Below are 18,505 nucleotides of genomic sequence, written 5' to 3'. Positions count from 1 at the left end.
TCTTTTGTACTTACTTAGCTTGGAGCAACTGTGTTAGGTACGTCCGTTCCCATACATCTCCATAGCCATCTAATTGTTGCAATGCTATTGTACCATAGGTAGTCAAGCTTTCAGAAAACGCCTGGTCCACCTCTGCACTCGGATATTCAGTTTTGAGGAAACATATCGCCCAATGCACACGTCCTACTTCTTGTCCATGTTGCTCTACTACACCATGAGATTGAGCCGATTCCAGATAGGATACAGCTACATGTATATCCCCTTTAATTTGAGCCAATAAACCAAGGTATGCCTCAATAGTCGGTCTTCGACGACTAATCGTGTAATGTAAGCATAATTCATAGGACTGTTGAAAATAGGTAGATGCTAATTCATATTGTTGCAATGCAAAAGCTGTCATACCTGCATTGGTAGCAAATACAATCCACGAACTATATAGCTCCGTTTTATCACAATAATCCAATGCTTTTTGATACATCTCTAGTGCGTTCTCTAGATTAGACTGGCTTTTTTCAATATCCCCTAAGTAGTTATAGGCAGCTCCAATATTAATGGCATATCTACGGGCCACTGTTTGGGTGACTGAGAATAATCGTATGGATTCCTCTAGAAGGGGAATTGCCTGTTCTGACTGACCTTCCATAATGAAAGCCAATGCTTTCAAGCGTAGGATAACACCAATCTCTTTTTTGAAATGGTACTGTTCTGCTACCTCCAATGCCTTGGACGTATATTTGTGAATTTCTAGAACATGGCGCATTTGTAAGTGATAATAAATCATCTCTTTATAGGCTCCCAACTTATAATTCGATGCCTCTTGTTCCGTACTTTCTTCTAATAATTCTTGAAAGTATCGTATCCCTCGTTCTTTATCACCCATACTCATATAGTATTTACCTGCTCCATATAGGTAAGGTAACTCTAAAGCACGCACATCCGGCACATCTCCATACAATGTATATACATGCGCTAACTCGTCTTCTATTTCTTGCAATGCTTTCCCTGTTACTTCTCCCATAAAGTACCCTGCATAAACAGAGGATAACTCTCCTACACCCAGTTCAGGAGAAGCATCTTTATTAAAGTTTAAATAATGCATAAAAGATTTTAATTTATACATTAACGCTTTTTGGTATTGCCCAGCCTCACGGAAATGAAACTCTAGTTGTTGATAGCGAATCATATCTTCTTTGGAGTGAGTTAACCGTTTTTCCCAGGATTCCCCCAAATAGGCATGTAAAATTTTACGTCGATCCACTGCCATTTGATCTCGTAAATACTCTTTGCACTTATATTGGCGCAGACTGTATTGGACTTCACCATGTTGTGTACGGTAATCAATAAATCCTTTTCTTTCCAACTCCTCTAAGGTTTGTAAAAGTCGCAATTTATCCAAACCCATATATTGTTCAATCATCCCTAATGGCGCTTCATTATAGAATAAACTGATAAACTCCGCCAATTTACGTTCTTCTTCAGATAACGTATCGCATTTCTTGCTATAGAGCAGTTCCATATCTTTAGTCAAACCATAAATGGAACCATATTCTTTCCATAGTTGCATACTTTCTATGAGCACCAACAGATTGCCTCGACTGACTTCCACTAATTGATCCACTATATCTGTGTCCTGTAACGTAGGTTCTCTGTCTAAGATAAAAGCTCGCATCCGTTCATCTGGTAAAGGCAACAAGGAAATACTTTGCAACGCTTTCTGCTGTTCTAAACTTTGCAAGGTTCGTTGATGCATGCCTTTTACTTCCTCTACGTCAGTGATAATTATCATGAGATGTTCAGAACTATGATGTAACAGCAATAAACTCAACAAAGAAAAACTTAAAGAGTCCATCCATTGCACATCCTCAAAGATCAATGTAAAAGGAATTTCTTCCGACACCTGTTCTAGCAAATTTGATACTGCTTGGTACACTACATCAAAAGGCAATGCTTCCTTTACTTCTAAAAAGCCCAAGTCTCGAACCATACGTCGATCTAACTGTGGAAAGATTTCATAAATACGCCGTAATTCGATGTTTTCCAGACCTTGTAATTCAATTTCTTCCAGTATCTTTCCTACAATAGGAATCCACGCATGCAATAGCAAGCCTTGTTCCTCTTCATAACATTGGCTATCTAACATACATCGGTAGGGCTCTACTTTATCTCGTATATATTTTACGAGGCTCGTTTTACCGCTTCCCGTATCTCCTGTGATACGCAAAGCTACGGGAGTATCTTCAAAGTAGTGCAAATACTTCTGTACCTCGCCTGCCTCAGCATCACGGCCTTTCAACATGGTATGTTCTACAAAGGACACAGCCTCTTGTTTTTGTGCTTTAGATACATGCATGGCTTCTCGAAGAGGGTCAGGTACACTTTCATCTAAATCATCTGCATACATACATTGTAACTGTTGGTATAACTGTTTGCCCATAGTTGTGAACCCTTGGCTCATAAGAAGTTCTAAAATCGCACTAAACCGTTCTTCATTATAAGGATCATAGGATAACAACACCGGAATATACCTTTCAATACAAGTGATATTTTTCTCTTCAATCCCCTCGTCTACAAGGTCGTATACAGCCTCCATATAAAGAGATTTGAGTCGACTTCTCTCTCCTAAATACCAATCTTCGTAAGCTTTCGCCTCTTTTACATAAAATCCTTGTAAAAATTCACCTCTATAAATATCTATATATTGTTTAGGATTTCTTTGAAACTGATGTACATCCACATAGATATGTGCTGTGGGATTCCACTGTAATACGGCATTCCTCGGCGATATAAATACATCTGCTCCTAATAGTTTTTTTGCCTCATAAATAGCATTTCTTAAGTTTTTTCTGGCGTTGCCCTCCGATTTTTCCGGCCACAATAAACCGCTGATTTCATCTCGGAGAGCCACTCCTTTCACCACCATATAATAAATGAGTGCTTGCACTTTTCCATAGGTAAAAAAGATATCTTGCCCATCTACTTGTATGCGTGGTGTCCCTAATAAATGAATTTCTATCCCCATATGATTTCCTTCATTTCATTACGATGAGTCTTATAACTTAGCAAGACCTAGCAATCGTTGTTCCTCTGCATCTAACACAGACTCTATCTCTTCCATGCTGTCTGCCAGTTGTTTCACAAACTCCGCATCTTGTATCGACCCTAAATTAATTTTCACATTTAAAAATGCGCTCTTTACAGCGGTTTTCGCATTCATCACAGCAATCATTCCATCTGTAATGGCATTAGTATTTCCTTTCACAATAACTGTTTCCGCCATAGGTAATAATGTATGTGCTAATTTACCAATTTCATAGGGCACTAAGGCAGCTTGTTTCGTGGTGCGTTGTATTTCTGTTTTGCGAAATGCTTTTTCTTCTTCTGTTTCTTTTGGTAATTTGAAAGCCCCCATTAACTCCATAAAAGCGGCACTATCTTGATTAATATAGCGGACAAATTCTTCTTTTATTTGGCTTACTTGTTTTTGAATACCTTTCATTTCCTCATGGACTGATTCATATTTTGCATTTCCAATCGTTAAATTCGCCACCATTTCAATTAAAGCAGCCGCCATAGCGCCATTCATAGCTGCTACACTGCCACCTCCTGGGGCTGGTGCACTAGACCCAAGGTCACGAATAAAGTCTAATACAGATGCATTATGTAATTCCATCATTCCTCCTAAAATAATCCTTTAATAGTCCCTTCTGCTGTGACATCCATACCAAGAGCAGCTGGTTGTTTCGGCAATCCTGGCATGACCATAATATTACTTGTTTGACACACAATAAATCCAGCTCCATTGGCAATCCGCACATCTTGCACAGTGATGGTAAAATCGGTAGGAGCTCCTAATAACTCTGGATTATCACTTAAGGAGTATTGTGTTTTTGCCACACATACTGGTAGGTCTGCCAATCCCCATTCTTCCAATTGAGCAATTTGCTTTTTCGCTGCACTAGTAAATGTTACACCATTGCCACCATAAATTTCTTTTACAATCGCCGTTAACTTATTAGGGATGCTATCTTTCACATCGTATAAAGCAGTTGGCTTGATGTCTGTTCCTTCTAGCATGCCTATCACTTGTTTTGCCATATCAATGCCTCCGGCGCCACCTTTTTCCCAGCATTCATTAAGACTTACATCCACACCATAGTGATCGCATAATTGTAATAATGCATCGATTTCTGCTGGTGTATCTGTAGCAAATTTATTAATGCTGACTAAAACTGGCAAACCAAAGGCTCTCATATTGGCAATTTGTTTTCCTAAATTCACAAAGCCTCGTTCTAGCGCTTTTACATTTTCTTTGGTCAACTCTGATTTTGGAACTCCTCCATGCATTTTTAAAGCTCGGATCGTGGCTACGATGACCACCGCATCAGGGAAAATGTCTCCATAATGGCACTTGATATGCAAGAATTTCTCTGCCCCTAAATCTGCACCAAATCCAGCTTCTGTAATAACTACATCCCCTAATTTTAATCCTAACTTGGTCGCAATGATTGAGTTACATCCATGAGCAATATTCGCAAATGGACCACCATGGATCAATACCGGTGTATGTTCTAAGGTTTGTACTAAGTTCGGTTTGATAGCATCTTTCATAAGTAACGCCATCGCTCCTTCACAGCCTAATTGATGGACAAATACAGGATCTCCAGATAGATTTGTACCAATCACAATGCGACCAAATCGTGCTTTTAAATCTTCTAAATCACGAGCCAAACATAAAATAGCCATTATTTCAGAGGCTACTGAAATCATAAAATGATCTTCCCGTGGTACACCACTCATAGGGCCACCCATACCAATCACCACATTACGTAAGGCACGATCATTCATATCTAATACACGTTTCCAACTAATACGACGCACATCGATTTGTAGTGCATTACCTTGGAAAATATGGTTATCAATCATTGCCGATAATAAGTTATTGGCCGCCGTAATGGCATGCATATCTCCTGTAAAATGAAGATTAATATCTTCCATTGGTACTACCTGTGCATAACCACCGCCAGCAGCACCACCTTTGACACCGAATACAGGTCCTAAGGATGGCTCACGTAGTACAGCAATGCTGTTCACGCCGATTTGTTGTAAAGCTTGTGTCAATCCAATAGTCGTGGTAGACTTACCTTCTCCTGCTGGTGTAGGTGTGATGGCAGTAACTAGCACTAGCTTACCGTTCGGCTGATCTTGTAAGCGTTCCATCGCATCAAAGGACACTTTCGCTTTATATTTCCCATATAATTCCAATTCATCTTCTGTTAAATTGCATCGTTTTGCAATCTCTACAATCGGTTCCATTTGCGCCTGTTGGGCAATTTCAATATCACTTAACATATCTCTTCCTCCGTATATATCGCCATACACTTGCATGACCACAATAATTTAGCAACAATTCTTTACCTTTCAAAACTCTAACACTTTTCACTAATACTATAGTAAAGCAATAGTTTATTATGAACATCATACAACGTTTTTACATATTTCGTCTATTAATAATTACACTGAAAGTACTATCCTTTCCTATAACAAGTAACAAAAAGCACCATATATATCCGTGAAAGGTATATATGGTGCTGATTTGCATTCTATTATGCATGTGTATTTGCCAGAGTTTCTATATGTTTTTGTTCTAACACTGCTACTTCTTCATCTGTTAATGGATGAGCAATGTATCGATTCAAATCTTCCGCTGACACTTCATGTTCCCAACGACCTACGATAGCTGCTGCAATACAGTTACCTAGTAAGTTACATACAGTACGTCCCATGTCTAACACTCGGTCTATCCCTAAAATTAAGGCTAACCCTTCCACCGGCAATCCAAAGGCTGCACTAGTCGCTGCCACCACAATCAAGGAGCCACCAGGTACGCCCGCAATTCCTTTAGTGGATAACATCAAGGTAATCATCATTAAAATTTGTTGATCAATCGGGAATGGTACGCCATACACCTGGGCAATAAATACAACCGCTAAGGCAGAGTACAACGTAGATCCATCTAGGTTAAATGTATATCCTAACGGAAGTACGAAACTTACAATATGATTGGGAATCCCCATTTTTTTCAATTTTTCCATAGCAATTGGTAAAGCTGCCTCAGAGGCTGCTGTTGTAAATGCTAAAATAGTAGGCTCTTTCAGAGCAAAGAATAATTTAAATAAGTTTACTTTTGTTAATGCCGATGCAATTCCAAGAACAAGAGTAAGGAACACGATTAGTCCTGCATATAAAGTAAATACCAATTTCAACAAAGGAATCAGCATTTCAATGCCAAATGCTCCCACTGTGTATGCAATAGCCCCAAAAATACCGATAGGGGAAATATACATAACATAATGAGTCACTCTAAACATAATATGAGCTACGCTTTTTGATAAGTCTACAATTTGTCTACCTTCTTTACCAAGACTAGCCGCGGCAATAGCAAACATGCAACTAAAAAAGATGATTTGTAACATATCTCCACGCGCCATCGCATCTATAATATTCGTAGGGATAATGTTCACCAACATCTGTACATGATCCATTTGCCCTTTAGAAGCCGCTTTATTAACAAGTTCCGTAGCACCGCCACTAGCTGTCAAGTTAACGCCAACTCCTGGTTCTACTACATTGACTGCAAACAGAGCAATAAATAGTGCCAAGGTCGTAGCTAATTCAAACCATAGAATTGCTTTGCCCCCAAGACGACCTAGTTTTTTAAAGTCCCCTGTCCCAGCAATGCCCATCACTAGGGAGCTAAAAATTAAAGGTACAACAATCATCTTGATCATGCGAATAAACACATCACCCAAAGGCTTCAACTGTTTCGCAAAATCTGGTGCTACTGCCCCCACTAAGACACCGGCCAATAGTCCAATGCCAATCCACCCTGATAATCCAATTTTCTTTAACATAGTATAGAATCTCCTTTTTACATACCAACACTTGTTCAGGCCATATAAAAAGAGGCGATGGTGTACAAGTACAGAATGTCTCTTTCAGAACCTATCCTAAAATTCTATAAAACGTATTATAGCAAATCCTTTATAGAGATACAATAGTACAGTTAGTGTATACAAATATGTGTACTAGTCATTTTCCAAAAAAAATTTCAAAAAAGTTTTTTATTTTGACATTCTTTTGACGTTCCTAGTTTATACTACAGATAAAGAGTAACAAAACTATGATACTCTCTTTCTTGTGAAGTGATGTACGTATATTATAAACTCCTCAACTCCTTTATAGGGCCTCATAATATATGTATGCGACATAACTAGCTACCTCTACCATGCTACCTCTACAGTATGTCGCGCACAGATACACATCCTTCATTCACATCTTTAGGTCTTCTCCTCTACTCTTCCCTACAGTTGACCTAAAGAACTTTATCTACAAATACCATGAACATCTTAGTGATGGTCATGGTATTTTTTTGTCTTTCTTGCTTCTTCTATTCTGCCATTCCCAAAAAATTTCTACCCCTATATTTTTATATATAACTATGATAGTCTACAATCACAATATGTCAAAGGGTAGCCTGTAACAAAAAACACATTTTTACATTTGCCTATTAAAATATAAAAAATAGAGGAAAGTTGATACTTTTTAATCAACTTTCCTCTATGTTATTGGTAGCTATTTTGTCACAGCTCCCTATATTCTATTTCAATATTATCAGCAAAACTAATTATGCTTGTTGTTTACCAACATGTTCAAAGCTTGCTTGTTCTAACGCATCTACTTCTTCATCGGTCAATGGGTTGTCGATTAGCTCTGCGAGGCGCTCAGCAGACACTTCCTTTTCCCAACGGCCTACAATAGCGGCTGCTAAACAGTTACCAGACAAGTTACACACAGTACGCGCCATGTCTAGGATACGGTCTACACCCAAAATTAATGCCAAGCCTTCTACTGGCAAGCCAAAAGCTGCAGCTGTCCCCGCGATAACAATTAATGACGCACCTGGTACTGCGGCAATCCCTTTCGTAGACACCATCAATGTTAATACCATCAATAATTGTTGTTCTAACGGGAATGGTACACCGTACACTTGAGAAATAAATACAACTGCTAACGATGAGTATAATGTGGAACCATCCAAGTTAAATGTATATCCTAAAGGTAATACAAAACTTACTACTTGGTTAGGAATACCTACCTTTTTCAACTTCTCCATTGCAATTGGCAAGGCTGCTTCAGACGCTGCTGTAGAGAATGCCAACACAATTGGTTCTTTCAACACTTTAGCAAGTTTAAATAAATTTACCTTTGTAAAGAATGAACCAATGAGAATAATGATAACCAAGAAAATTGCCAAACCACCATACAATGTGAATACAAGCTTCATCAATGGGATTAACATACCTAAACCAAAGTTACCTACAGTGTACGCAATGGCGCCGAAGATACCAATTGGGGACACATACATCACATAATGTGTTACTTTAAACATGATGTGCGCTAAATCTTTGGACAGTTCAACGATTTGTTTCCCTTCTTTACCGATGGTAGCAGCGGCAATAGCAAACATACAGCTAAAGAAGATGATTTGCAACATATCACCACGTGCCATAGCATCGACGATATTCGTAGGGATGATATTTACCAACATTTGTACGTGATCCACAGCCCCTTTTGCGGCAGCTTTATTGGCAATATCCACTGCATTACCATTAGCCGTTAAGTTCACACCCACACCTGGTTCAAATACATTTACCACAAATAAACCAACAAATAAGGCAATGGTAGTGGCGATTTCAAACCATAAAATAGCTTTACCACCTAAGCGGCCTAATTTTTTAAAGTCGCCTGTACCGGCAATGCCCATTACAAGGGAACTAAAAATCAATGGGACTACAATCATTTTAATCATACGAATAAATACATCGCCCAATGGTTTTAATTGTTTTGCAAAATCTGGGGCTACAGAACCTACTAGTACACCCGCTAATAAGCCGATAACAATCCACCCAGATAATCCAAGTCTTTTTAATACTGACATAGAATCTCCTTTTTCATAAATACTATCCTTTGAAGACCATACAAAAAGAGGCACAGGGTACGTGTACGATGTGTCTCTATGTAGACCTTACTTATAAAATTCTATAGAATTATTATAACAAATATCTTCTATTTATACAAGAATTTTTGTAGTTAAAAAGGGTATCTACTCATTTTTTTGTTTCTTTATTCTTTTTATCGACTGAAAGGCAATACTTTCACCAATGTTCCTACCTCTAAGCGATTACTATCACCAGGGATTTTAATCAAACCATTGGCTACACTTAGGGCTTTTAGGCCTCCCGATGTCATACCTAAATTAGGATATGCCCAACAGGAACCTGCCTCATACCTAATCTGCCCTTGATAATAGCGGTCAAGAGGATGTTTTCTATCTACCACTTCACCTAGACGACATTCTATCCAGGTAGTCATTACCATCCGTCCAGACAAGCGTTCTAATACAGGCAACACCAATAAATAGAACTGATTCATTGCAGCTGTAGGATTTCCTGATAGACCCATACACCATGTAGTATGGTTGTTGCCCCTAATAATACCTCCAAAGGATGCCGCACCTGGACGCATATGCAATCGTCGATACAATGTATCCGCTCCTAAACGTTCATACAATTCAGGCATCGTATCATAGTCACCTACCGATACACCTCCAGTGCTAATGATCATATCCACTGGTCTCAATGTATTTAACATATGTTGTACGGTAGCAATGTTATCATCCACTGTACCTGGTGCATCTGACAAATGGGCTACCCCCACTACATCAACACCTAAAGCATATAAAGTACCTTCTAGTAAATACCGATTGGAATTATAAATATGTCCCGCTTGCAATGACTCTGATGGTTCTTGCACTTCACGACCTGTAGTTAACACAATGACTCTCGGCTTGCGATACACAGACACTTCACTATATCCTTGTCCTGCCAAGATTCCCACTTGTGCCGCTTCCAATACAGTACCTGCTGGCAATAATTCCTGACCAACTTGTATATCTTCCCCTTCAAGGATGATATGTTGTCCCACTTCAATGCGGCTAGGTACCGTTACTTCTGCTTCAGTAACCCAGGTTAAAGCCTCTTTTACTACTACTGTATCAGCTGAGTCTGGTACCATAGCACCCGTCATAATGTGAATCCCTTCACCAGGTGCTAATTGACCTTGAAAGACTTCTCCTGCACCAATGGCCCCTAAAATACGATATGTCCTTGTATCTTCTGCATACCGAATAGCAATACCATCCATAGCCGAACGCCTAAAGGGCGGATAGTTCATCTGCGCCAAAGCAGTGTTTCCTAGCACTCTTCCATAGGCCTGACCAATAGGTACAGATTCCATTTCTACCCTATATGCACTATCGGTAAAAGGAGCTTCCACTAGTTGCAAACCTTCTTCTACGGTTACTACTTGCATTATAACAACTCCTTTACTATCCAATCAGCTAAGCGCTCCATATCTTCTTCACTGAAACTAAACTGCTCGCAAATTGTATTTCCATCTAATGTTTCTTGTATATCTGTGACCACTGCTACAATTTCTTCTAATTGTGGTAATCGTGTTTCATTGTGATTATCCCGGAACACCTCAATAATAGGTGCTACACCATGACTCCGGCTTTCTAAAAGCACCAAATCCACTGGCATTTCATTAGCCAAGCGAATCAGTTGCTGTTGCCGTTGCATACCTTCACCATGTACCACCATAGCATATCCATTAGGTCCAGCTATCGCTACCGCCTTCGCACCAGCTTGGCTAGCCTTCCACGTATCTGTGCCTTCCTGATCCATGCTGAATCCATGTCCATCACTTTTGACCATTCCCACCACGATACCTCGCTGTGAAAGAAGGTTAATCAGAGCTGTAGCCACCGTTGTTTTACCCGATTTGGACTGGCTAGCACTAATAGTTACAATCGGCACAGAACGTTCTCGATTTACAGCCTTCGCTTTTGCCAATTTATAGGATAAACGAGTATTTACATTATTATATAACTCGGCTTCTTCAATCATATCCATTTCCATATATGGAATCTTATCCAATATGCCATGCATAGATACATCTTCGCCTTCTAAGGCTTCCTGAATTGTGTCTAGCACTGACCGTTTATATATGGCTGCCAAGGGCTCATACTCTTGCAATCCTACATAAGGCACCATAGCTAATAATTCGCCTTGCAGAAAGGCATCGATATGTACTTCCCAAGATGGCAACCAGTGAAAGGAAAACCAAGGCATATCAGCAGACACTACAACATAAGCTTCTCTAGACCCTACTGAAAGAGTGGATTGTAATCCACTCAGCGGGCCTTTCATAGCAATCGTATCTGGTACTAATTGAATATCACGTCCAAAGGATCTAGCTTCCTCAATAATATGTGCCTCTGATTCTTCTAGTTCTCGATTAATGGAAACTAAAATCTCTCCACACTCTGTTAGGACCGCCTTGCGGAGCATTTCTCCCAATAGAGTGCTGCTGCCCCAAGGTAATCTCGTTTTATCCGTTCCCATACGGGTGCTAAGTCCACCCGCTAATACAATAATTCCCAATTCAGAAATCATAATATCTCCTGTCCTAGATATTTTCTTATTTATGGTTTGGTGTCACACGACCTAATCCACGCATTACTGGCACATATAATAATGCCAATACAACAAGATTAATCACCATATCTGGTAACATATACGTTGCATTATACGTTAGGGAGTAAATCCAAGGACTTGTTCCCTCTGGCGCATAGGATCCAAATACCACTACACCACTGATGGCTGACATGGCAAAACGTGTTAAGATGGCATAAATAGCACCAAAGAAGGCTTTCACAGTACTTGAACCGCCAAAGAATCCTGCAATACCGATAGCACCATACGCCAAAATATAATCTAAGATAATACTCATAAAGTGAATGGTAAATTTAAAACCTAATAAGAAGTGGACAATCCCATATGCAATACCAGTTAAAATACCTGCACGACCGCCCCAACGATACGCATAAATCAACAAGGGTACCAAGTTAGCCGCTTTTACCGCACCACCTTGTGGCATTTGGTAAATGACATACATACTTAAAATTTGTGCCATAGCGATAACTAAACCGCCTTCTACTAGCATTCTTGTTTTTGTTGAACTTGTATAACTCATATCTATCTCCTTTTTATACAATAATTTATTGAAATATATTATCAAGTTATCTGATTATATTTTCTTTTATTGTATCACTTTTAATCTATTTTTATCTATATGTTTTTTCACAAACCTGAATATTCTCCTAGTACAAATTAGCATGGTAAAAATGAATATGTATCTTCCTCCTATTATTGCCAAGATTAGAGGTCTTATGTATAATAGATAAGGATTATATCGTGTAATCCTAATTATGTCTATTTAGGGGGCAACAAATAATGATCAATACTACAAACATTTTCGATTATGAAGACGTGCAATTGATACCAAACAAGTGTATCGTATCTAGCCGTAGCGAATGTGACACAACCGTTAAACTAGGAAATCGTACATTCCGTTTACCAATTGTGCCAGCTAACATGCAAACTATCATTGATGAAAAGTTAGCCAAAGAACTAGCTGCTAAAAACTACTTCTATATTATGCACCGTTTCCAACCAGAAAAGCGTTTGGACTTTGTAAAAGACATGCATGCGGCAGGTTTATTTGCATCTATTTCTATTGGTGTTAAACCAGAGGAATTTGCATTCGTAGATGAATTAAAAAAAGCAAACCTATGCCCAGAATATATTACTATCGACATCGCTCATGGCCATTCCAACAGCGTTATCGACATGATTCAACATATTAAACGCGAACTTCCTGAAAGTTTTGTTATTGCTGGTAACGTAGGTACTCCTGAAGCAGTTCGTGAACTAGAAAATGCTGGTGCTGATGCTACCAAAGTAGGCATCGGACCTGGTAAAGTTTGTATCACTAAACTAAAAACTGGTTTTGGTACTGGTGGTTGGCAATTGTCCGCTGTTCGTTGGTGTGCAAAAGCAGCTACAAAGCCTATTATCGCTGACGGTGGTATCCGTGATCACGGTGACATTGCGAAATCTATTCGTTTCGGTGCTTCCTTTGTTATGATTGGCTCTTTATTCGCTGGTCATATCGAATCTCCAGGTAAAGAAGTAACCATCGATGGAGTTGCTTATAAAGAATACTTTGGCAGTGCTTCCGAGCATCAAAAAGGGGAGCGCAAAAATGTAGAAGGAAAAAAAATTACAATCCCATCTAAAGGTAGTATCTTCGATACATTGACTGAAATGGAACAAGATTTACAATCTTCTATCTCTTATGCTGGTGGCACTACATTACAAGCTATCAAAAAAGTTGACTACGTTATTGTTAAAAACTCCATTTTTAACGGCGACCGTTAATCACAACTATACTAGGACTCTTCTCTAGAAGGGTCCTTTTTTATTGGACTATCTTTGAAATCATAGATCCTAGCATATATAAACGCAGGAGATACATAGACTATTCTTATAAACCTATCTATTCTCCACAATGCTAAAAGAGCTATTACCGACTTTACTTAGTCGTAATAGCTCTTTCTATTCATATCCACAGATGTATTATTTAAATTTTGGTCGTCTTCCTTCTGCAAAAGCACGTACACCTTCACGGAAGTCTTCTGTAGCTCCTAATGAGTTTTGAATCTTCACTTCTAATTCTGCATATTCTTCAAAATTTGTAAAGAAACTTGCCCACATCATTTGCTTCATAGCCCGGTACGAATGAACAGGCCCTTTCGCTAAACGTTGTACTAAACGGTTGGTAGTGCGTTCCAAAATCTCTGGTTCGCACACTTTATAAACAAAACCATATTCCTTGCCCTTTTCAGCAGTCACCGCTTCTCCCGTCATAGCTAGTTGCATAGCACGGTTGATACCTACAGCACGACTCAACAAGTACATACCACCAGCATCTGGCGCTAAGCCTACATTCACAAAAGCCTGAATAAAGCGACTATTCGTAGAAGCTATACACATATCCGCAGCCAACACCATATTGAAAGCCGCCCCTGCCACAGCACCATCGGTGCACATCACAACAGGTTTTGGTAAATGCTTCATCGCTAACGAAATTTCCATCACCAAGTGAGTAATCTCAAACAAAGATTCTGTATCATTTTCTTCCACAGCACGTTTCATTTCTGTTAGATCTCCGCCTACAGAAAAGACCTTGCCTTCTGCTTTAAACACTAATACACGAGCTTCCTCTGTTTCCTGTACTACACGAATAGCATCTAGAATTTCTTTGCACATTGGCACATTAAAACCATTCTGCACTTCCGGACGATTAAAGGTAATAGTAGCCACATTATTTTCAATTGTAAATAAAATATTATGATACGTCATGCTTCACCTATTATAATGTCTTCGTAGGATCTGAAGCATCATCTTCTGGTTCTTGTTGCAATGTAAACGGTTTACCTACCCCATCATTACGCAAACGATCAGCTTTGATTTTAGCCCAATCAATAGGAGCCCCTTTTTCAAGAGCTTTCCCTGTCACAGCATCTACTTTGACACTGTATTCTTTCTCATCAGTATCTTGCGTACGAACTATATAAACAACTTCATTGTTTTCTGCTTTGATTTCCCATCCTCTAGTGAAAGAGCCTTCTCCTACCAAACCACGAGCTGCTACTTCTGCCTCTTTGGGAGAAATTACTTTCAACGGATTGAACACTTTAGATGCTACATCTTTTGCTTTACTAGAACGGAATTCACGCACTACTTTACCAGTGATTACGTCTACATCAATAGTGATTTTTTGTTTTGGTGTATAACCTACTACCACGTACTGATAATTTCCTTTGGATGGGTCTAACGTAATAGAGCTAACCGCAGCTTTTACATAGCGTCCTACAAAGATCCCTGCTACCTCACGCATGGATAATACCATGGATTGACCAGGTTGGCGTACCACCACTGTTTTATCATTTAAATTAGAATATTCGTTGATTTCAGCATGTGCTTGCGGTGCTACTGCAAATGTTGTAGCAAATGCCATAGCTCCTACTAAAGCTAATGTACTTTTTTTCATTGGACTCTCCTATATACACTTCTATGAACAAAACTTGCATGACTATACTACATGAAGTTTTCATTCTCAATCTTGAGATATCTCTTTCATTATACCGTATCTAACCTAATTCTTCAATACAATCCAAGTGCTATATTGAGTTTGCCTTCCATTCTATCTTACTGCTGAATAATACAACGATATGTCTCTAAGACACTAACAAATAAAAACGTCCTCACCTAAGTAAGAACGTTTTTACATCTATTATAGATATTTACTAAGCACTGCTTGGAATGCCTCTGGTTGTTGATTTTTCCATGTATCAAAATCTTGTTTTGCTTCTTCCAGAGCTTTCACAAGGTCGATAAAGAACTTAGGAATATCCGTTACTGTGATAACGCCTAGTTCATCGGACATACGTTGACCTTCTACTTCACCATTACCATTTACGAACACTTTGAAAGCTGGTTGAGGCTTTTTATCTACTACTTTTGTAAATCCATGGAATCCTAGTGTACCCACTTGGTGTGTACCACAAGAAGATGGGCAACCAGATACATGCAATTGTGGTAAGCGATCTGTAGATAATCCTTGCGCTTCTAATGTATCCTTAATTACTTGTACCAATCCAGAAGAATCTTGGAATCCGATTTGGCAAATAGTAGCTCCTACACAGGATACAGTATGCTCGAATTTATTTTTTGCATGTGTATCGCCGATAATAGCTGCTACTGCATCTGCTTCTTCACCCGTTAAGTTTACAATATATACGGATTCATCACCGCAAATACGGATTTCTGTTTCTTCTAAGCCCCCTACGTAATCAAATAATTTTACGAATACATCCATCGGTGGTGTACCTACTAATGGTTTGTATTGAATATAATACAAACCTTTTTGTTTTTGAGGTTTTGCCAATACTGTTGTAGGTGTAGAGGTGCCGACTTTATTCACGGTATATGGCTCTACAGACAATGTTAAATCATGGGCTGCTTTAGATTTTGCTAAATATTCATGGTATGCTTTACGGAATTCTTCTTTCCCTAACCGTTGTGCTATAAAACGAGAACGTGCTTTACCACGACTTTTAAAATCACCTAGTTCATGGTACAAATGCAACATACCTTCCACATGGTGTAATACTTCATTTGGATCTACATTTTCATCTACTAAGACACCAAAGGCAGAGCCGCCTCCAATACCGCCACCTGCGTAGACATCGAACTTGCCATTTTCTTTTGCCAAGAATCCTAAATCCTTATAGTTTGCATGACCTTCATTATCTACCACAGAGAATCCAATTTTATATTTACGTGGCAATGCCAACGTACCTATCAAAGAAACGGCATATTCGCTAACAGCTTGCAAGTACGGTGTCACTGCAAATGGTTCCTCTGGATGTACACCATGCAATGGACTAGCTGTCACATTTCGAAAATTATCTCCACCAGTTCCACGGCTATAAATATCGTGTTCAAAACATTCTTTATACAGTTCTAAAATTTGCTCACCTTGCAATTTATGGAATTGAATACACTGACCTGTTGTAAAGTGCACATATTTTAAATCATATTTTTTTACTGCATTTACTAAAAACTTCATTTGGTATGGAAGAATACGAGAACCAAAGAAACGTAACCGTAACATTGCGCTTTCAAAGCCTCGTTCGGCATAGCTGCCAAACCCTCCACCAATACCTTTGAAATCTTTAGGAGCAATCTCTTTCGCAAAGAAACCCTCAATTCCTTTTTGAAACGTTTCGAACTCCCCTGCAAAGCGTTGCCGCACTTCTTCTGAAATAGCCATTATACTTTATCTCCTCTCCTGAGCACTCGCTCAATAGAAACTCTTCTTCTCAAGTATAACAGATATTAAGGCGGATTTCTATAGATTGAAATCCGCCTCTTATCATAGGTTATATCACTTAGTTATACAGTGTAATAACCGCTTTCTATTCATTTTTCTATTCGATAAAAGCCACAACTCCATCGGTCAATTCATTCTGCAATTCATTAGAACGATCTTCAGAGTCGAACGTATCATCAAACGCAACTGCCATACGACGTTGTTTAGCTTTCATTCCCGTCTCGAGGCGCATAAACATTTTCTTGGCCCCTTCGTCATCGCTATACACAATGTCTTGCACATCATCCACTAGTAACAAGTGTAATTTACAGTACTCTTCCATATAATCTGCCACTTCACCATAGGTCACGCTATCGTTATATTCTTTTATAAACTGCGTCCCTGTCACATACCGTACACGGATAGCTGCATTCTGTTTCACTGCTTCTTGCTCCATGGCTTTCAATAGATGCGTTTTACCCACACCAGACTGTCCAAATACAAGCAGCACCGGCTCAAAACACTTAGTAAAATCTGTCATTGCTAGCGCAGAAGCCATAGCGAATTTATTTTTTTCTGTTACGTTGAAAGTTTCAAAAGTTTGCATAATACCTCCTTATTTTCTTGCCACAATGGAAAAGAGTGGCACTGGATTATATAATTCATCTTCTTCATTATAAATACGGCTACTCACCGCCATATCTAAATACACTCTGGAAAAGCCTGCTTTGCGCATCATATGTGCATCCCAATGAGGACGATCCATGCGACTGATGGAAAGTTCCTCTGTTATGGCAATGCACTCCTCCATCGTTGTTTTAGAAACCCCTTCGTGAATGTGATGATTCGCCACTACAGGCACCTTAAGTTCTACTCCATAATCGCCATCAATATTGATAAGCACACCTTTCGGCGCCAGTACACGGTACCATTCCTTATAGGCTGCTTCCACATCCGGTAAGGTCCAAGTCAGATTCCTTGCTAGGATTACATCAAAGGACGCATCTACATATTCCAATTGTATGGCATCCATACAGTGAAAATCCACCGAACCTTGTAATGAATTCTGCAATATCAACGCTTGATCCTTCGCCACCGCAATCATCTCTTCCGTCAAATCAATGCCGGTCACCGAATACCCTTGCTGTGCTAACAAAAATGCAAAAAAGCCTGTGCCTGTTCCTAAATCTAAAATTCGTTGATGATGATCTTTAATATACGGAGTAATCTCGCGCAACCATCGTGGGGCTAACTTCGATTGTAATTCCCTCATGCGCAGCGCTCCAAAATCACCGCTCCGCCTTTTCCAGTAGGCAATTATCCTATCTTGTATCGTCATAGGCCCTCCTTATATCACATCGTATTATACCATGAGAAGAGATACTTTGTATGTAGCTTGAGTCACGAACAACTGTATCGTCTAATCTTTCATTCCTCTTTACTTGTTAGATATATATCTTTACTTTTTTCAGTAAATCTTTACTTTTTACTCTTAAATCTTTACTTTTTATTTATTTTTTTATATGGGTTAATTGTATAATGAAATTGAACAATTGAATATAAAAAATCCATAGTGATTTCGTGGTATGATTATAGTGCTAAA

At 39.1% G+C, this 18,505-nt stretch carries 14 protein-coding genes; 1 reads left to right on the top strand and 13 read right to left on the bottom strand.

Annotated elements, in window-relative coordinates; genetic code table 11:
- Nucleotides 1-10: 10 nt before the first annotated feature.
- The 8 genes from EO117_RS05225 to thiT form a co-directional block, all read right to left on the bottom strand.
- A complete protein-coding gene (locus EO117_RS05225; RefSeq protein WP_126939433.1) occupies nucleotides 11-3,019 on the bottom strand; it encodes an AAA family ATPase in 3,009 nt (1,002 codons plus the stop codon).
- A 30-nt stretch (nucleotides 3,020-3,049) separates the two neighbouring features.
- Nucleotides 3,050-3,670, bottom strand: a complete 621-nt coding sequence (locus EO117_RS05220) for a cyclodeaminase/cyclohydrolase family protein (RefSeq protein WP_126939432.1) — start codon at nucleotides 3,668-3,670, stop codon at nucleotides 3,050-3,052.
- Nucleotides 3,671-3,678: 8 nt separating this feature from the next.
- The gene (locus EO117_RS05215) at nucleotides 3,679-5,349 is read right to left on the bottom strand and encodes a formate--tetrahydrofolate ligase (RefSeq protein ID WP_126939431.1); all 1,671 of its coding nucleotides are present in this window, start codon (nucleotides 5,347-5,349) and stop codon (nucleotides 3,679-3,681) included.
- Between the two features lie 254 nt (nucleotides 5,350-5,603).
- Nucleotides 5,604-6,911, bottom strand: a complete 1,308-nt coding sequence (locus EO117_RS05210) for a dicarboxylate/amino acid:cation symporter (RefSeq protein WP_126939430.1) — start codon at nucleotides 6,909-6,911, stop codon at nucleotides 5,604-5,606.
- A 773-nt stretch (nucleotides 6,912-7,684) separates the two neighbouring features.
- Entirely contained in the window at nucleotides 7,685-8,998 is a 1,314-nt protein-coding gene (locus EO117_RS05205) for a dicarboxylate/amino acid:cation symporter (protein WP_126939429.1), read from the bottom strand.
- Between the two features lie 194 nt (nucleotides 8,999-9,192).
- The gene (locus EO117_RS05200) at nucleotides 9,193-10,431 is read right to left on the bottom strand and encodes a molybdopterin molybdotransferase MoeA (protein WP_126939428.1); all 1,239 of its coding nucleotides are present in this window, start codon (nucleotides 10,429-10,431) and stop codon (nucleotides 9,193-9,195) included.
- Nucleotides 10,431-11,576 carry a molybdopterin-guanine dinucleotide biosynthesis protein B gene (gene mobB, locus EO117_RS05195; protein WP_126939427.1) on the bottom strand — a complete coding sequence of 382 codons (1,146 nt, stop codon included), beginning with the start codon at nucleotides 11,574-11,576 and terminating at the stop codon, nucleotides 10,431-10,433. The genes EO117_RS05200 and mobB overlap by 1 nt, the downstream gene beginning before the upstream one ends.
- A 25-nt stretch (nucleotides 11,577-11,601) precedes the next feature.
- Nucleotides 11,602-12,156: an energy-coupled thiamine transporter ThiT gene (gene thiT / locus EO117_RS05190; protein WP_126939426.1), complete on the bottom strand. Its 555-nt coding sequence runs from the start codon at nucleotides 12,154-12,156 to the stop codon at nucleotides 11,602-11,604.
- 260 nt (nucleotides 12,157-12,416) lie between these two features.
- On the opposite strand from thiT, the gene guaC reads away from it, so the two are divergent.
- Complete coding sequence (guaC, locus tag EO117_RS05185) at nucleotides 12,417-13,403, top strand: GMP reductase (RefSeq protein ID WP_126939425.1); 987 nt, start codon at nucleotides 12,417-12,419, stop codon at nucleotides 13,401-13,403.
- A 198-nt stretch (nucleotides 13,404-13,601) separates the two neighbouring features.
- Here guaC and EO117_RS05180 read toward each other — a convergent pair whose 3' ends face one another.
- From EO117_RS05180 to EO117_RS05160, 5 genes are all read right to left on the bottom strand, one after another.
- Nucleotides 13,602-14,387, bottom strand: a complete 786-nt coding sequence (locus tag EO117_RS05180; protein WP_126939424.1) for an enoyl-CoA hydratase — start codon at nucleotides 14,385-14,387, stop codon at nucleotides 13,602-13,604.
- Nucleotides 14,388-14,397: 10 nt separating this feature from the next.
- Nucleotides 14,398-15,078, bottom strand: a complete 681-nt coding sequence (locus EO117_RS05175) for a PepSY domain-containing protein (RefSeq protein ID WP_126939423.1) — start codon at nucleotides 15,076-15,078, stop codon at nucleotides 14,398-14,400.
- A gap of 243 nt (nucleotides 15,079-15,321) precedes the next feature.
- Nucleotides 15,322-16,863, bottom strand: coding sequence for a nitrite/sulfite reductase (locus EO117_RS05170; RefSeq protein WP_126939422.1), 1,542 nt, complete (start codon nucleotides 16,861-16,863; stop codon nucleotides 15,322-15,324).
- Between the two features lie 157 nt (nucleotides 16,864-17,020).
- Nucleotides 17,021-17,509 (bottom strand): DnaA ATPase domain-containing protein, encoded by a 489-nt coding sequence (locus EO117_RS05165; protein WP_126939421.1) that lies wholly within the window; start codon nucleotides 17,507-17,509, stop codon nucleotides 17,021-17,023.
- Nucleotides 17,510-17,518: 9 nt separating this feature from the next.
- On the bottom strand, nucleotides 17,519-18,241 hold the full coding sequence (locus EO117_RS05160; RefSeq protein WP_126939420.1) for a class I SAM-dependent methyltransferase: 723 nt from the start codon (nucleotides 18,239-18,241) through the stop codon (nucleotides 17,519-17,521).
- Nucleotides 18,242-18,505 lie beyond the last annotated feature (264 nt).

The sequence above is a fragment of the Veillonella sp. VA142 genome (genome assembly GCF_003992135.1).
Classification (GTDB): Bacteria; Bacillota; Negativicutes; order Veillonellales; family Veillonellaceae; genus F0422.
Note: the sequence above shows the minus strand (reverse complement) of the source record. Positions and strands in the feature narration are given on the sequence as shown.

What these genes read in the sequence shown, in the direction of transcription:
- EO117_RS05225 (WP_126939433.1), bottom strand. Translation starts at nt 3,019, where the DNA reads ATGGGGATAGAAATTCATTTATTAGGGACACCACGCATACAAGTAGAT.
- EO117_RS05220 (WP_126939432.1), bottom strand. Translation starts at nt 3,670, where the DNA reads ATGGAATTACATAATGCATCTGTATTAGACTTTATTCGTGACCTTGGG.
- EO117_RS05215 (WP_126939431.1), bottom strand. Translation starts at nt 5,349, where the DNA reads ATGTTAAGTGATATTGAAATTGCCCAACAGGCGCAAATGGAACCGATT.
- EO117_RS05210 (WP_126939430.1), bottom strand. Translation starts at nt 6,911, where the DNA reads ATGTTAAAGAAAATTGGATTATCAGGGTGGATTGGCATTGGACTATTG.
- EO117_RS05205 (WP_126939429.1), bottom strand. Translation starts at nt 8,998, where the DNA reads ATGTCAGTATTAAAAAGACTTGGATTATCTGGGTGGATTGTTATCGGC.
- EO117_RS05200 (WP_126939428.1), bottom strand. Translation starts at nt 10,431, where the DNA reads ATGCAAGTAGTAACCGTAGAAGAAGGTTTGCAACTAGTGGAAGCTCCT.
- mobB (WP_126939427.1), bottom strand. Translation starts at nt 11,576, where the DNA reads ATGATTTCTGAATTGGGAATTATTGTATTAGCGGGTGGACTTAGCACC.
- thiT (WP_126939426.1), bottom strand. Translation starts at nt 12,156, where the DNA reads ATGAGTTATACAAGTTCAACAAAAACAAGAATGCTAGTAGAAGGCGGT.
- guaC (WP_126939425.1), top strand. Translation starts at nt 12,417, where the DNA reads ATGATCAATACTACAAACATTTTCGATTATGAAGACGTGCAATTGATA.
- EO117_RS05180 (WP_126939424.1), bottom strand. Translation starts at nt 14,387, where the DNA reads ATGACGTATCATAATATTTTATTTACAATTGAAAATAATGTGGCTACT.
- EO117_RS05175 (WP_126939423.1), bottom strand. Translation starts at nt 15,078, where the DNA reads ATGAAAAAAAGTACATTAGCTTTAGTAGGAGCTATGGCATTTGCTACA.
- EO117_RS05170 (WP_126939422.1), bottom strand. Translation starts at nt 16,863, where the DNA reads ATGGCTATTTCAGAAGAAGTGCGGCAACGCTTTGCAGGGGAGTTCGAA.
- EO117_RS05165 (WP_126939421.1), bottom strand. Translation starts at nt 17,509, where the DNA reads ATGCAAACTTTTGAAACTTTCAACGTAACAGAAAAAAATAAATTCGCT.
- EO117_RS05160 (WP_126939420.1), bottom strand. Translation starts at nt 18,241, where the DNA reads ATGACGATACAAGATAGGATAATTGCCTACTGGAAAAGGCGGAGCGGT.